Here is a 13,465-nt window from a genome sequence, read left to right on the forward strand (position 1 = left end):
CGCATGCCGGTCCGCCGCTCAGCTGAACAGTCCACTGAAGACCTCCGGCGCGAGCAGGTCGCGCGCCAGGTCCGACGGCGTGCGGCCGAGGTGGTCGGCCAGGTCGGGACGCGCGCCCGCGCCAAGCAGGACGCGAGCCACCTCGGCGTTGCCGTGCCGCACGGCGACGTGCAGCGGCGTCTGCCCGGTCGTGGCGACGGGGGCGTCCACGACGGCCCCGGCGCGCAGCAGGGCGCGCGCCACCTCGGCGCTGCCCTGCTCGGCGGCCTTGTGCAGCGCGGTCTGCCCGGCGCGGTCGGTGGCCAGGACGTCGGCCCCGCCCGCGATTAGCGTGCGGACGAGGGTGTCGTCCCCCCGGTCGGCGGCGGCGATCAGCGGGGTCAGCCCGGTCTCGGCGTCGCGCCGGTTCGGGTCGCCGCCGAAGCGCAGCAACTCGGCGACCTCAGCCCGCTCCCCCCGCGCCGCGGCGGCGAACAGCCGCTGCTCACGGTCCGCGGTGAAGGCGTTGACCTCGGTGTTCGGGTCGCGGTAGACCTTCCAGTGGGTGATCTTGCCCGCGTCGGACAGCGTCAGCCGGTGCATCTCCTCGGTCTCGAAGATCATCTTCGTCCGGGTGTGCCTGCCCTTGGTGTGCACCACCGCGCACGCCGCGCCGCCGTCCACCACCAGCCCGCGCACCGAGCGGTCCAGGACCTCGGTGACCTGGTCCCGCGTCCGAAACGCCTCGGCCACCTCGTGCACACCGACATGCGTGCCCAGATACGGGATCACCGCGTTCCACCGGTCGGCGGGCAGTTCCAGCACAACCGACGGCGACAGCCCCGCCGCGACCGCGCCCACATCGCCGCGGACGTAGGCGCCGAGCCAACCGTCGAGGGTTTCCCGCGCCCTTCGGGTTTCCATGCGTGTTTCCTTTCCACAAAGGGAAAATCCCCTTGCTTCCAGGCTGACAGCGGCGCACCGCACCGGCCAGGAACACCCCGCTACTGCGGCAACTGGCCGTAAACGCGTGGAGAATCCCGCGAATCGCCGACTTTCGGCGGCGCGGGCGAGTAGCGCGGCTTCAGGTGCGCGCTAGGTCCGGCGCAGCAGCAGATGACCGCGGCGGAACCGCTCGTCCGGGCCGGGTTCGCGCAGCAGTCTGGCGAGTTCGGTGAACCCGGCGTCGGCGGTCAGTGCGGCCAGGTCGTCGATCGGCCACCGGTAGGCGGTTGTGACCTTGTGGTCGAACTCCGCGAGCGAGCCGTCCCCGGCCTCGAAGAAGGCGAGCAGGAGGTGCCCGCCGGGGGCGAGGGTCCGGCGGAACTCGCAGAGGTACGTGGGCAGTTCGCGCGGTGGGGCGTGGATGACCGAGTACCAGGACACGATGCCCGCCAGCTCGCCGTCAGCCAGGTCGAGGGCGGCCATCGAGCCGATGTCGAAGCGCAGGTCGGGGAAGGTGTCGCGGGCGATGCCGATCATCACCGGCGACAGATCGACGCCGAACGCGGCGAGGCCGAGGTCGCGCAGGTGGGCGGTCATGTGGCCGGGGCCGCAGCCGAGTTCGGCGACCGGCCCGGCGCCAGCGGCCAGCACGACGTCGGCGAAGGCGGCGAGGATCGCCCGGTCCAGCGGTAAGTTGTCGAGCGCGCCGCGGACCATTTCCGCGTAGTGGACGGCGATGGCGTCATAGGCTTTCACGGTCGCACTGAGGTGGTCGGCTGTCTCGCGCACAGTCGACCACCCTAGCCGCCCCCGCCGCGCCGCACGCCGCGTTGATCGAATCAGGGAACGGGAACCTCCGCCACCGCGCGCGGCGGCGGAGGTTTCCCGCCCGGGTCAGTAGCGGCCGATCACGTCTCGGATCAGGCCGTCGCGGACGAGGAACTCGTAGTAGAAGGTTTCCTGGCCGCCGCTTGCGGTGGTGAAGCGGTAGTCGACCACGTACCGGTCGCCGTTCCAGCGGGAGCCGGTGACCTCGAACTTCCCGCCCGCCTTGATCACCTCCGGGTCGAGGAAGCGGCTCATGATGTCCGCCCGCGAGGGGTAGATCCGCCCCACGCTGTCGAACCGCGCGTCCTCGGCGAAGGTGGCCGCGACCGCGGCGGAGTCGCCCGCGTTGATCGCGTCGACAAACCGCTGGGCCACCTCCGGCGCCGCTTTTCTGTCCTCTTCGGACAGTGCGGCGGCCGGTGCGGACTGCGTGGCGGATGGAGATGGCACGGACGGGGGCGGTGGTTCCTGGCCCGCGCACGCGGCCACCGACAACAGCAGGGCGACAACACCGAGCCGAGACGGTCTTAACATCGCTGCTCCTCATTTTTTTCCGTGACGGACAAGGGCCCCTCGGCCCGGAGGCTGGGGGAGCCTCCGGGCCGAAGTCGGGGAAGGGCGCACGTGCGAAGTGGGGTTGTGCGCCTTGTTCCCGCGCTTCCCACCTGGGGGTCGGAAGGCGAGCGCGGAAACCCGTCCCGAGTCAGGTGGTTCAGGACCGCCGCGCGCCGCGCAGCAGCACCGCGATGGCGACCACGCCGAGGACCAGCACGGCCACGGCGGCGAGGTAGGCGGCGTGGTAGCCGGTGAGCAGCGACTCCGGGGTGGCCGTCGTGCTGACCGACGCGGCCAGGGTGACCAGGGCGGCGACGCCGACGCTGCCGCCGAGTTGCTGCGCGGTCACGTTCAACCCGCCCGCGACGCCGTGCTCGTCCTGGGGGACGCCGGTCAGCGAGGCCGCGGTCAGCCCGGCGAACGCGACGCCTTGGCCGACGCTCATCACCACCACCGCGGGGAAGACGTGCGCCCAGTACTGGCCGTCCAGCGGCGTGAACGCCCACAGGGCGACCCCGGCCGCGATCAGCAGCAGGCCGCCGATCAGCAGCGGACGCTGCCCGACGCGGGCCATGACCCGGCCCGCGGCGTTCGCGCTGAACACCACGATCACGCCCATGGGCAGGATCGCCAGGCCCGATTGCAGCGGCGTGTAGCCGAGCAGGCCCTGCAGGTACAGCGGGGCGAAGAACAGCACGACGAGCACGGCGGTGAAGAACACCACCGCGGCCACGGTCGCCGCGGCCACCGCGGGCTTGCGGAAGATCGACAGCGACAGCAGCGGGTCGGCCGTGCGCAGCTCCCAGACGATGAAGCCGACCAGCAGCGCCACCGACAGCACCAGCGAGCCCAAGGTCAGCGGCTCGGTCCAGCCCTCGTGGCCAGCGCGGCTCAGGCCGAACACGGCGAGCAGCAGGCCGCCGGTGACCGCGGTCGCGCCGATGGTGTCCAGCGGCTCCCGGTTGCCCCTGCTGGCGGGCAGCACCGACTTCACCGCGGCCAGCACGGCGAGGCCGATGACCACGTTGAACACGAAGACCGCGCGCCAGCTGAAGAAGTCGGTCAGCACGCCGCCGATGACCACGCCCGCGCTGAAGCTGGACGCGCCGACCGAGGTGTACACGGCCAGCGCCCGGTTGCGCCGGGGGCCTTCGGGGAACATCTCGGTGAGCAGCGCCAGCGAGGACGGGCCGGACAGCGCGGCCCCGACGCCTTGCAGCGCCCTGGCCACCATCAGCACCCACACCGACGGGGCGACGGCGGCCATGACGGTCGCCAGGGTGAACAGCCCGACGCCGATGGTGAACACCCTGCGGCGGCCCAGCACGTCCGCGGCCCGCCCGCCGAAAAGCAGGAAGCCCGCGAAGGTGACCGCGTACGAGGTCATGGTCCATTGCAGGTCAGCGCTATCGATGCCGAGGTCCTGCCCGATGACCGGCAAGGCGGCGTTGACCACGGCGACACCGCCCGCGTCCAGGGCGAGGGCGGCGGCCAGCACGATGACCGCGAGCCAGCGCGGGTTGTCCTTGCGGTCGGGCGAGGTGTCCGCCCCGACCGTGTCCAGGTCTGTTGACATGGGTTGTGTGCTCCAGTTCGTGGGCAGGCGCCGCCGGGGACAAGACACCCGGGAGGCGCCCGCGGGAATGTGGGGAGAGCTCAGCTCGCCGCGAGGTCGGTCGCGCGACCGGTCGCCCGCCACTGCTCAAGCTCGGCGCGAACGCGGTCGAGGCGTTCGCTGATGGCGTCCACCGCGTCGGCGCCCAGCGGCAGCCGCAGCGGGGTGTGCTCGGCGTCCAACGCGGACCGGATGGCCGCCGCGGCTTTGGCCGGGTCGCCCGGCTGGGCGCCGTCGAGGCCGCGCAGCAGCTTGCGCACCGGGTCGAGTTGGTCGCGGTAGTCGGGAATGGCCGCGCCCATGCGCAGCGGGGCGCCCGCGAACGCGGTCCGGAAAGCGCCGGGCTCGGCGATGAGGACCTTGATGCCGAACGCGGCGACCTCGGCCGCCAGGCCCTCGGAGTAGCCCTCCAGCGCGAACTTGGCCGCGCAGTAGGCGGAGAAACCAGGCCAGCACACCTGTCCGGCCATACTGGACATCTGCACGATGGCCCCGGAGCGGCGGTTGCGCATGTGCGGCAGCACCGCCTTGGTCAGCGCGACCGGGCCGTGCAGGTGCACCTCCATCAGGTCGCGCAGTTCGGCGTCCGGGGTCTCTTCCGCCGCGCCGAGGAAACCGTGGCCTGCGTTGTTCACCAACACGTCGATGCGGCCGTGCCAGGTGATCGCGTCCTGGACGGCGTGCGCGATGTCGATGCCGTCGGTGACGTCGAGCCGCAGCGGTGTCACCCGGTCGGGAGCGATGGCGGTGAGTTCGGCGAGGGTTTCGACGCGGCGCGCGGTGGCCACGACGGTGTCGCCCGCCGCGAGCGCGTTCTCCGCGAGCGCCCTGCCCAGACCTGACGAAGTGCCGGTGATGAACCACACGCGGGGTCGCGCTGCGGCCGGTGGCGGGACGACCCTCATGCCGCCGCCTCATGGCCGCGCTGTGTCAACGGTTCGCTCACGGGTCCCCTCCTGGTCATGGACCGATTGCCCTGCCTGGTCAAGAAAAGCGCCAATCGCCGACGAAGTCCAAGACCTCTGCCCATACGCTGGTCGCATAGATCGCGCACCGAGTAAATCGCCCACCGAGGGAGCCACCCCCCTATGGACGTCGACACCAGGGTCCTCCGCTATTTCGTGGCCGTCGCGGAAGAACTGAGTTTCACTCGCGCCGCGGAACGCCTGTTCGTCTCGCAACCAGCCCTGAGTAGGCAGATCCGTCAACTGGAGACCGACATGCGCGTCGCCCTGTTCGTGCGCACCAGCCGAGAAGTGCGGCTCACCCCGGCGGGCGACACTCTCTTACCCGTGGCCAGGAAGCTGATCGCGGACTGGCAGGCGGCGCAGCGCGCCGCCCGCGGCGTGGCCGCCGTCGAGGCCAGGGTGCTGCGCGTTGGGTTCGAGGCGACCGGCGCGGGCCCGTTCACCGTCCGGGCGCGCACCCGGTTCGCCGAGTCGCACCCGGACGTGACCGTCGAGCCCAAGCGCTTCGACTGGGGCGGGGAGGTCACCGCCCTGCAGGACGGCTTGGTCGACGTCGCGTTCCTCTGGCTGCCCGCGGACACCACGGGCCTGCACACCCAGATCGTGGCGGTGGAGGAGCGCATGGTCGGGTTCGCCGCTGGCCACCCGCTCGCCAAGCGCGACACCGTGGGCATCATGGACCTGCGCGACGAGCGGCTGGTGTGGACCAGGAAGGCACCCAAGTACTGGGTGGACTGGTGGGCGGTGAACCCGCGGCCGGACGGGTCGGAACCCTTATGGGGCCCGGAGAACGACAATGTGGAGGAAATGCTGGAACACGTCGCGGCTGGCGCGGCGATCTGCATCGGGCCGGAGTCGATGGCCGCCTACTACGCCCGGCCCGACCTGGCCTGGCGGCCGATCACCGACGTCCCGCCGCTGCGCATCGCGTTCGCCTACCCGGCCAACAGCGCGAACCCGCTGGTCGCCGACTTCGCCGCGGTCGTGCGAGAACTGTCGGCCGATCAATAACTCGCGGTTATCGCACGCGGTCTTGGACACCTCCGCACCCGCGGTAGCACGCTGAGGGCGAATACGGCTGGGAAACCGAGAGGTGTAGATGAACACGCGCATAGTTCTTGCCGCCGCACTGGTAGCCCTGGCGGGCTGCTCAAGCGCCACGGGCGGCTCGACCGCCGCCCCCGCGGACAGCGGATCATCGGTCGTGGCGACGTCGGCGTCGGCCGGGGTGGTCGCGGCGACGCCCGGCGATGTGGCCGCGCAGGCCCGCGCGTACGTGGACGCGGTCAACCAGAACAACCTGGACGCGCTGGTCGCCGCGTTCGCCGAGAACGGCGAGATCCTCGATGTGAGCAGGCGGATCAGCGGGCACGACGCCATTCGGACGTGGGCGGACAACGAGGTGATGGGCGGCACCCTCCAGGTCCTGGAGATCACGCCCAAGGCCGACGGCCAGGACCTGCTGGTGCACTGGGCGCCGTCCGGCTCGTCGGGCTGGAAGGCGCACTACCGGTTCACCTTCGCTGGCGACAAGATCGCCCTGGCGGACTTGCAGTACGCCTGAGCTGAAAGGAAAGCGGGGCCCGGCCGTGGTGGCCGCGCCCCGCTTGTCCGTCCGGTCATGGTTGCGCGGGCAGGCCGATGATGGTCCGGTCGCCGGACTCCCACACCGGCCGCATGACCAGGGAGCTGATCCGCCAGCCCCGCCCGGTGCGGTCGAGCCGGTAGTCGTACTGCCCGCCCAGGGTCCACAGGGCGCCGCCGACCATGGGGCCCTGCCGGTGGGTGGCCAGGAAGTCCGCGGTGACGGTGGCCTTGAGCCCGTGCGACCGCACGACCTGGTTGCTCAGCAGGTGCTGAGTGGCCGAGAGGTGGCCGAGGTTGCGCTTCCAGTCCGCGACCAGGTCGGCGGCGGCGCGCATCCCCGGCTCGCCCCCGGCCAGGCCCGTGTAGTCCACCCACAGCCGCGGGGTGTACAGCTCCCGCAGCCGGTCCCAGTCCTTGCGGTCGAACAGGATTCCCATTTGGACGGTGACGGCGAGCGGGTCGAGGTCGGTGGGCCGGAACTCCGTGGCGGGGTCCGCGTCCGCCACGTCCGCCGCCACTAACGCGGTGCCCGCGGCTGCTGCCGCTCCGGTGGTCAGGATGGACCTTCGGCTCAGGTGACTGGGCATGCCTTTCTCCGGTTCTCGCGCAGATCGTGGGATGGCGCTGGGGGTCAGGAGCTCCAGCGGGTGCTGGCGCCCGCGGTCACGTCGAGCACGGTGCCCGAGACGTACCGCGCCCTCGGCGAGGCAAGGAACGCGATGGCGTCGGCGACGTCCTCTGGCTCGATCAGGCCGACGGGCTGGGTGTTGTAGGAGCGCAGGGCCTTCTCCAGGTCGGCCGGGCCGGTGCCGCCCGCCCACTGGTACGTGGCGTCGTTGAGCACCATCGGAGTCCGCACACCGGTGGGCGCGACGCCGCTGACCCGGACACCGCTCGGGCCGACCTCGGTGGCGGCGGCCTTGATCAGGCCGATCACGCCCCACTTGGCGGCCTGGTAGTGCGCCAGCTGCGGGGCGCCGTGCCGGGCCTCGCTGGAGGACACGACGATGATCGAGCCGCTCTTGCGGGCCACCAGGTGCGGGATGACCGCGCGCATCGTGTTCGCGACGCCGGTCAGGTTGACGTCGATGACGTCGGCGAACTGCTGCGGCGACATGTCGGCGAGCGGGCTGTAGGTGTTGATGCCCGCGTTGGCCACGGCGATGTCGAGCCTGCCGTAGTCGCGGACCGCCTGCGCGGCGACCTGCTGCAGGCGGGCCGCGTCGCGCACGTCGGCCTTGACCGTGGTGCAGCGGCGGCCCAGCGCGCGGACCTTGCGCGCGGTGTCGTTGAGCTCGGCCTCGCTGCCGAGGGGGTAGTCGAGTTTGATCGCGGTGGGGGCCGCGATGTCCAGGGCGATGATGTGCGCGCCCGCCTTGGCCAGGGCGAGCGCGGTGGCCCGCCCGATGCCCCTGGCCGCGCCGGTGACCAGCGCGACCTGGCCGCGCAGCTCACCGCCGCCGGTGGCGGCCTCGGCCGGGGCCGGTTGTGCCTGCGCCGCGCCCGGGCCGACGGCGCCAGCGGCGACCGCTCCGGCCGCCGCGACGCCCGCGCCAGCCAGCAGGGTGCGCCTGCTGAGTCCTTCGGCCGCCGCGGGCGGCGTCGATTCCGTCATGTCGCTCATGCACTGAATCGTGCCGCAGCGTGTGAGACAGCGTCCAAGACCGGCTGCGATAACCAACGGGCATAGCTGAGAGCGACCGCGTTAACTTCGTCTTGATGTCACCATCGCGGCCGATTTCCTTGTCGCGTTCGGATGATCGCGGTTTAACTGGAGTGGAACGCGAATCGCGGTGACGCAGCCGAGAACGGTTCTCCCGCCCGGCGTTCGCCGTCCGCATTTCTCGCCACGAGAAATGGCATCCCTGGCTTGAATTGGAAAAAGGACCTGCTGTGACCCATTCATCCGACCTCAGCGCGCGGACCGAGGCCGTTGCCCGGCGCTGGTTCAGCGCGCTCGCCAGCGGTGACATCGACACCGCGCTGCTGCTCATGGCCGACGACATCGAGTTCATCAACTACACCCCGGTTCCCGGCTACAACACCGACATGCCGTGGATCGGCACGCACCGCGGCCGGGACGCGGTGCTGCGCTCCTTCCAGAGCTTCGGCTCCGTGGTCGAGGTGAAGTTCGAGGAGCTGGTGCGGCTTACCGTCACCGGCGACGAGGCCGCGGGCGTGGTGCACGAGATCTCCACCGTCAAGGACACCGGCATGGACTTCGAGATCGAGTTCGTGCAGTGGCTCACCGTGGTGGACGGCAAGATCACCCGCTGGAAGTCCTACACGGACCCGTCGGAGATCATCCGCGCGCTGCGCGGCGACCGGGCGGCGCTCGCGGCGGTGTCGGCATGAGCGAGGCGATGCGCACCCTGCTGCTGAACGCGGTCCGGCGCGGCGACCAGTTCGAAGTCCGCGGCCTGCTGCGCAACGGCGTCGACCTCAACACCCGCCGGTCGGACGGCCTGACGCCGCTGATGATCGCCGCGGGCCGGGGCGACGCGGGCATGGTCCGGCTGCTGATCGAGGCGGGCGCGGACATCTACACTACGGACCGGACCGCGGGCGGCACGGCGCTGCACAAGGCGGTGCAGGGCGGCGACCTGGAGACCGTGCGGGTGCTGGTCGAGGCGGGCGCGTTCATCGACGCGGTGGCCACCACCACCGGGCACACGCCGCTGCTGGACGCGTTCTGGTACAAGCACCCCGAGATCGTCGGCTACCTGCTCGACCGCAACGCGGGCCTGAACCTCGCCACGCACTACGGGTTCTCGATGCGCGAGCACTTCGAGTACGCGATCAACGTCAACACCCTGGGCCGGGAGAAGCTGCTGGCCGGGGAAGCGTTGCTGCGCAGGCGGATCGAGGCAGACGAGCAGGAGGTCAAGCGGCAGAAGCTGATGGCCGCGGTCACCGACGGCGACCTGATCGCCGTGCAGGTGCTGCTGGCCAACGGGGCCGAAGTGGACGCCCGCTTCCCGGTCCTCAACGGCTTCAACGACCTGCACACCCCGCTGCTGGTCGCCAGCCGCGACGGGCACACCGAGATCGTGCGCGCGCTGATCGCCGCGGGCGCGGACATCAACGCCACCGAGCCGACCTTCGGCGCGTGCCCGCTGCACAAGGCTGTCTACAACGGACACGCCGACATCACCCGCATCCTGGTCGACACGCCCGGGATCGACATCGACTTCCAGGGCGCCACCAACGGCTACACCCCGCTGCACGACGCCCTGTGGCACGGATTCGAGGACTGCTCCCGAATCCTCATCGAGGCGGGCGCCCGCCTCGACCTCGTCGGCCACGACGACAAGACGCCGCTGGACATGGCCGTCGACGTCTTCGGAGCCGACCACCCGCTCACCAAGACGCTGCGGGACGCGAGCTAGAAACCCAAAAGAAGGGGAAACCATGCTTTTCTACTGCCAGATGCGGTGGAACCACGAGGGCCGCATCAGCCTCGATGAGCTGTGGGAGATCGAGGAGGAAGAGACCCGGCACGCCGAGGAAACCCTCAACTCCGGCTACTGCGTCGGCCTGTGGAAGGTCGCCGGGCAGAAGCGGGTCATCGCCGTAGTGGACGCCGAGTCCGCCGAGGAGCTCGACCGCTCGGTGTTCCGCCTCCCGATGCGCGAGTACCTGGAGTTCGAGGTGATCTGGCCGCTGCGCGACTACCTCGGCTTCGCCGACGACGTGGCCAACCGCTACCGCCCGGTCGAGGACGGGGCTGGCGCATGATCCACCAGCTGATCTTCGCCTACCCCCGGCCGGGGATGAGCGAGCAGGAGTTCCACCGCTACTGGGTGCAGGAGCACGCGGTGCGGTACGCGGCCAAGATCCCGCAGATCCGACAGTACGCTGTGGACACTCGGGTCGAGCTGTCCTACGACGAGGAACCGCTGTGGAGCGGCGTCGCGGAGATCTGGCTCGCCAACGAGGAAGAACAGCTCGCCTCGCTGCAAACCCCGGAGTTCCTTGAGGGCGCCCGGATTGACGAGCCCCGCTGGGCCGCGTTCTGGCGCACCCTGGTGCTCGACACCGACGCGCACGTCGTGCTGCCCGGACCGGAGCAGCGCGCGGACCGACCGGGCACCAAACTCTTCGTCCTGGTCAAGCGCCGGGAAGGCATGCCGCTCACCGAGTTCCGGCAGTACAGCCGGGACGCGCACGCGCCGCTGATGAGCAAGGTCCCCGGCCTGCGCCGCTACTACCAGAACTTCACCCGCGACGGCGCCTACGGCATCGGCGAGGCCGTCCTGGACTGCGCCTACCAGCTGTGGTTCGACGACGAGCACGCGCTGCGGGCCGCCATCCGCGGCCCGGAGTTCGCCCGCGCCATGGCCGACCTCGCCACCTTCACCGAGCCCCGCTATGTCCACAAACTCGCCGTGCGCGAGAACTGGGTCATCGGGCCAAACTGAAAAACTATTTCGCCAAGTGCGCCCTGTCGCACCGGTTTCCTTGTCCGCCCGGCGGCACAAGGGTTGTATTGAAAGAGAAATCCCCAACTAATTCTCCTGAAGGGAGAACCATGACCAAGCGTGTGCTGGTCGTCCTTTCCGAGTTCGGTTATTGGGGTGAGGAACTGGTCGGCCCGATCGAGGCGTTCGACGCCGCGGGCTACCGGGTCACCTTCCTGACCCCCACCGGCAAGCGTCCCGTGGCCCTGCCGCCGAGCATGGACGCCGACTACATCGACCCGCCCCTGGGCCGTTCGGTCACCACCGCGGACATGGCCCGCCGGGTCCGCGAGCTGGACGCCTCGCCCCGGCTGGACAACCCGCTCAGCCTCGCCGACCTGGTTCCCGAGCGCCCGTACTACAGCGCCGTGAACCACCTGCGCGAGGTCGAGGACTACAACCGCAGGCTCGACGCGGCCATCTCCGACCTGGTGTCCAGCTTCGACGCGCTGGTGATCGTCGGCGGCAGCGGCCCCATCGTTGACCTGGCCAACAACGAGCGGCTGCACGAGCTGGTGCTCGGCTTCGTCGCAGCGGACAAGCCGATCCTGGCCGAGTGCTACGGCGTCGCGGTCCTGGCCTTCGCCCGCGACCTGGAGAGCCGGGAAAGCATCCTGCAGAACAAGCACGTCACCGGCCACCCCAAGGAGTACGACTACAAGGACGGCACCGGCTTCGTCGGCGTCGAGTTCAACATGGGCCCGCCGCCGTACCCGCTGGAGTACATCCTGCGCGACGCGACCCGCCCCATCGGTCGCTTCCACGGCAACGTGGGCAAGGAGACCTCGGTCATCGTCGACTACCCGTTCATCACCGCGCGGTCCACTCCGGACTCGACGCTGAGCGGCGAGCTGCTGGTGCAGACCCTGGAAAACGGTCTTCGCCGGTACGGCTGGTAGGAGGGCGCCATGCACGGCAGGCCAGGCAAGACCGCCATCTTCGAGCAGTTCGCCGCCGATGGCATCGACTACATGTTCGGCAACCCGGGCACCGTTGAGCAGGGCCTGCTGGACGCGGGCGCCGAGTTCGACCTCGACTACCTGCTGGCGCTGCACGAGGGCGTGGCCGTCGGCATGGCCGACGGCTACGCCCGGGCCACCCAGCGCCCGGGTCTGGTCCAGCTCCACAGCGGAGTCGGACTGGGTAACGGGATCGGCATGCTGTACCAGGCCAAGCGCGGCGGCTCGCCGCTGGTGGTCGTGGTTGGCGAGGCCGGGGTGTCCTACGACGCGATGGACGGGCAGATGGCCGCCGACCTGGTCGCGATGGCCAGGCCGGTGACCAAGTACGCCACCCGCGTGCTGGACCCGTCATCGACGCTGCGGGTGCTGCGGCGGGCCATCAAGATCGCCATGACCCCGCCGCGCGGCCCGGTCGTGGTGGTGCTGCCCGCCGACATCATGGACCAGCTCACCACCGAGCCGGTCGTACCCACCTCGATCCCGAACACCCGGGTCGTGCCGGAACCCTCGCTGGTGGCCGCCGCCGCCACGACGCTGCTGGCCGGTGACCGCCGGCTGGTGCTGATGGGCGACGGCGTCGCCACCAGCGGGGCCCAGCGCGAGCTCACCGAGGTCGCCGAGGCGCTGGACGCGCCGGTGTGGGGGGTGAACTCCTCGGAGTTCAACTTCGACGCCACGCACCGGCTCTACGGCGGCGCGCTCGGGCACATGTTCGGCGCGGACAGCGCCCGCGTGGTCGCCGAGGCGGACTCGGTGCTGATCGTCGGCACCTACGTCTTCCCGGAAGTCTTTCCCACGCTGGAAAACCCGTTCAAGCCGGACGCGAAGATCGTCCACATTGATCTGGACAGCTACGAGATCGCCAAGAACCACCCGGTGAGCATCGGGATCGTGGCGGACCCGAAGCTGACGCTCTCGGCGCTGGGCCGGGAACTGGTCCGGCAGCGGCCGGGGTCGCTGCCCGCGCGCACCGAGGTGCGCGCGCGGCTGACGCACCCGGAACCGCCGCTGGAACAGGACACCGTCCTCGACCGGTTCGTCCGCAGGCTCGCCGGGCGGGCGCCGGAGGACCTGGTGGTGTTCGACGAGGCGCTGACCGCGTCGGCGCCGCTGGCGAAGTACCTGCCGCCGCGCGAGGCTGGCCGGTTCTTCCAGACCCGCGGCGGGTCCCTCGGCGTCGGCATCCCCGGCGCGCTGGGGATCAAGCTCGCCCGGCCGGACCTTCCGGTCGTCGCCTTCACCGGCGACGGGGGCAGCATGTACACCTTCCAGGCGCTGTGGACCGCGGCCCGGTACGGCATCGGGGCGAAGTTCGTCATCTGCAACAACCGCCGCTACCACCTGCTCGACCTCAACATCGAGCAGTACTGGCGGGAGCTGGGGATGGAGCCGCACTCCTTCCCGGCCGCGTTCGACCTGTCCAATCCGGACATCCAGTTCACCGAGCTGGCCGGGGCGCTGGGGGTTCCCGCGCGCCGCGTCGAGCGACTGTACGAAGTGGACTCCGCGGTCGAGACGATGCTGTCGCAGGACGGGCCGTTCCTCATCGACCTGGTCATCGACTGA

General features: G+C 70.6%; 15 protein-coding genes. 8 read left to right on the top strand and 7 right to left on the bottom strand.

Translation table 11 applies throughout. From position 1 onward, the window contains the following. Positions 1-18: 18 nt before the first annotated feature. The 5 genes from ACZ6SD_RS21780 to ACZ6SD_RS21800 form a co-directional block, all read right to left on the bottom strand. Positions 19-903, bottom strand: coding sequence for an ankyrin repeat domain-containing protein (locus ACZ6SD_RS21780; protein ID WP_465318799.1), 885 nt, complete (start codon positions 901-903; stop codon positions 19-21). Positions 904-1,074: 171 nt separating this feature from the next. Next, on the bottom strand, positions 1,075-1,641 hold the full coding sequence (locus ACZ6SD_RS21785; RefSeq protein ID WP_465318829.1) for a class I SAM-dependent methyltransferase: 567 nt from the start codon (positions 1,639-1,641) through the stop codon (positions 1,075-1,077). Positions 1,642-1,818: 177 nt separating this feature from the next. Further along, positions 1,819-2,286 carry a nuclear transport factor 2 family protein gene (locus tag ACZ6SD_RS21790; RefSeq protein WP_465318800.1) on the bottom strand — a complete coding sequence of 156 codons (468 nt, stop codon included), beginning with the start codon at positions 2,284-2,286 and terminating at the stop codon, positions 1,819-1,821. A 178-nt stretch (positions 2,287-2,464) separates the two neighbouring features. After that, the gene (locus tag ACZ6SD_RS21795; protein ID WP_465318801.1) at positions 2,465-3,883 is read right to left on the bottom strand and encodes an MFS transporter; all 1,419 of its coding nucleotides are present in this window, start codon (positions 3,881-3,883) and stop codon (positions 2,465-2,467) included. Positions 3,884-3,963: 80 nt separating this feature from the next. Then, complete coding sequence (locus ACZ6SD_RS21800) at positions 3,964-4,827, bottom strand: oxidoreductase (protein ID WP_465318802.1); 864 nt, start codon at positions 4,825-4,827, stop codon at positions 3,964-3,966. Positions 4,828-5,010: 183 nt separating this feature from the next. Here ACZ6SD_RS21800 and ACZ6SD_RS21805 point away from each other — a divergent pair, with 183 nt between their 5' ends. Both ACZ6SD_RS21805 and ACZ6SD_RS21810 read left to right on the top strand, forming a co-directional pair. Then, entirely contained in the window at positions 5,011-5,901 is an 891-nt protein-coding gene (locus ACZ6SD_RS21805) for a LysR family transcriptional regulator (RefSeq protein WP_465318803.1), read from the top strand. Positions 5,902-5,989: 88 nt separating this feature from the next. Next, positions 5,990-6,454: a nuclear transport factor 2 family protein gene (locus ACZ6SD_RS21810; RefSeq protein ID WP_465318804.1), complete on the top strand. Its 465-nt coding sequence runs from the start codon at positions 5,990-5,992 to the stop codon at positions 6,452-6,454. Positions 6,455-6,509: 55 nt separating this feature from the next. Here the strand turns inward: ACZ6SD_RS21810 and ACZ6SD_RS21815 are convergent, their stop codons facing one another. Beyond that, positions 6,510-7,064, bottom strand: a complete 555-nt coding sequence (locus ACZ6SD_RS21815; protein ID WP_465318805.1) for a nuclear transport factor 2 family protein — start codon at positions 7,062-7,064, stop codon at positions 6,510-6,512. A gap of 44 nt (positions 7,065-7,108) precedes the next feature. Beyond that, positions 7,109-8,101, bottom strand: coding sequence for a mycofactocin-coupled SDR family oxidoreductase (locus tag ACZ6SD_RS21820; protein ID WP_465318806.1), 993 nt, complete (start codon positions 8,099-8,101; stop codon positions 7,109-7,111). A 269-nt stretch (positions 8,102-8,370) separates the two neighbouring features. Here ACZ6SD_RS21820 and ACZ6SD_RS21825 point away from each other — a divergent pair, with 269 nt between their 5' ends. The 6 genes from ACZ6SD_RS21825 (at position 8,371) to ACZ6SD_RS21850 (ending at position 13,465) form a co-directional block, all read left to right on the top strand. Beyond that, positions 8,371-8,832 carry a nuclear transport factor 2 family protein gene (locus ACZ6SD_RS21825; RefSeq protein ID WP_465318807.1) on the top strand — a complete coding sequence of 154 codons (462 nt, stop codon included), beginning with the start codon at positions 8,371-8,373 and terminating at the stop codon, positions 8,830-8,832. Further along, positions 8,829-9,866, top strand: coding sequence for an ankyrin repeat domain-containing protein (locus ACZ6SD_RS21830; RefSeq protein ID WP_465318808.1), 1,038 nt, complete (start codon positions 8,829-8,831; stop codon positions 9,864-9,866). The genes ACZ6SD_RS21825 and ACZ6SD_RS21830 overlap by 4 nt, the downstream gene beginning before the upstream one ends. Before the next feature lie 22 nt (positions 9,867-9,888). Continuing rightward, a complete protein-coding gene (locus ACZ6SD_RS21835; protein ID WP_465318809.1) occupies positions 9,889-10,215 on the top strand; it encodes a muconolactone Delta-isomerase family protein in 327 nt (108 codons plus the stop codon). After that, positions 10,212-10,898 (top strand): EthD domain-containing protein, encoded by a 687-nt coding sequence (locus tag ACZ6SD_RS21840; protein WP_465318810.1) that lies wholly within the window; start codon positions 10,212-10,214, stop codon positions 10,896-10,898. Before ACZ6SD_RS21835 ends, ACZ6SD_RS21840 begins: the two co-directional genes overlap by 4 nt. Before the next feature lie 110 nt (positions 10,899-11,008). Then, positions 11,009-11,836, top strand: a complete 828-nt coding sequence (locus tag ACZ6SD_RS21845; protein ID WP_465318811.1) for a type 1 glutamine amidotransferase domain-containing protein — start codon at positions 11,009-11,011, stop codon at positions 11,834-11,836. A gap of 9 nt (positions 11,837-11,845) precedes the next feature. Continuing rightward, on the top strand, positions 11,846-13,465 hold the full coding sequence (locus ACZ6SD_RS21850) for a thiamine pyrophosphate-binding protein (protein WP_465318812.1): 1,620 nt from the start codon (positions 11,846-11,848) through the stop codon (positions 13,463-13,465).

This window comes from Actinokineospora sp. NPDC051303, assembly GCF_055586285.1.

Bases quoted from the DNA above. Each gene is read 5' to 3' on its own strand.
- ACZ6SD_RS21780 (WP_465318799.1), bottom strand. From the start codon at position 903: ATGGAAACCCGAAGGGCGCGGGAAACCCTCGACGGTTGGCTCGGCGCC.
- ACZ6SD_RS21785 (WP_465318829.1), bottom strand. From the start codon at position 1,641: ATGGTCCGCGGCGCGCTCGACAACTTACCGCTGGACCGGGCGATCCTC.
- ACZ6SD_RS21790 (WP_465318800.1), bottom strand. From the start codon at position 2,286: ATGTTAAGACCGTCTCGGCTCGGTGTTGTCGCCCTGCTGTTGTCGGTG.
- ACZ6SD_RS21795 (WP_465318801.1), bottom strand. From the start codon at position 3,883: ATGTCAACAGACCTGGACACGGTCGGGGCGGACACCTCGCCCGACCGC.
- ACZ6SD_RS21800 (WP_465318802.1), bottom strand. From the start codon at position 4,827: ATGAGGGTCGTCCCGCCACCGGCCGCAGCGCGACCCCGCGTGTGGTTC.
- ACZ6SD_RS21805 (WP_465318803.1), top strand. From the start codon at position 5,011: ATGGACGTCGACACCAGGGTCCTCCGCTATTTCGTGGCCGTCGCGGAA.
- ACZ6SD_RS21810 (WP_465318804.1), top strand. From the start codon at position 5,990: ATGAACACGCGCATAGTTCTTGCCGCCGCACTGGTAGCCCTGGCGGGC.
- ACZ6SD_RS21815 (WP_465318805.1), bottom strand. From the start codon at position 7,064: ATGCCCAGTCACCTGAGCCGAAGGTCCATCCTGACCACCGGAGCGGCA.
- ACZ6SD_RS21820 (WP_465318806.1), bottom strand. From the start codon at position 8,101: ATGAGCGACATGACGGAATCGACGCCGCCCGCGGCGGCCGAAGGACTC.
- ACZ6SD_RS21830 (WP_465318808.1), top strand. From the start codon at position 8,829: ATGAGCGAGGCGATGCGCACCCTGCTGCTGAACGCGGTCCGGCGCGGC.
- ACZ6SD_RS21835 (WP_465318809.1), top strand. From the start codon at position 9,889: ATGCTTTTCTACTGCCAGATGCGGTGGAACCACGAGGGCCGCATCAGC.
- ACZ6SD_RS21840 (WP_465318810.1), top strand. From the start codon at position 10,212: ATGATCCACCAGCTGATCTTCGCCTACCCCCGGCCGGGGATGAGCGAG.
- ACZ6SD_RS21845 (WP_465318811.1), top strand. From the start codon at position 11,009: ATGACCAAGCGTGTGCTGGTCGTCCTTTCCGAGTTCGGTTATTGGGGT.
- ACZ6SD_RS21850 (WP_465318812.1), top strand. From the start codon at position 11,846: ATGCACGGCAGGCCAGGCAAGACCGCCATCTTCGAGCAGTTCGCCGCC.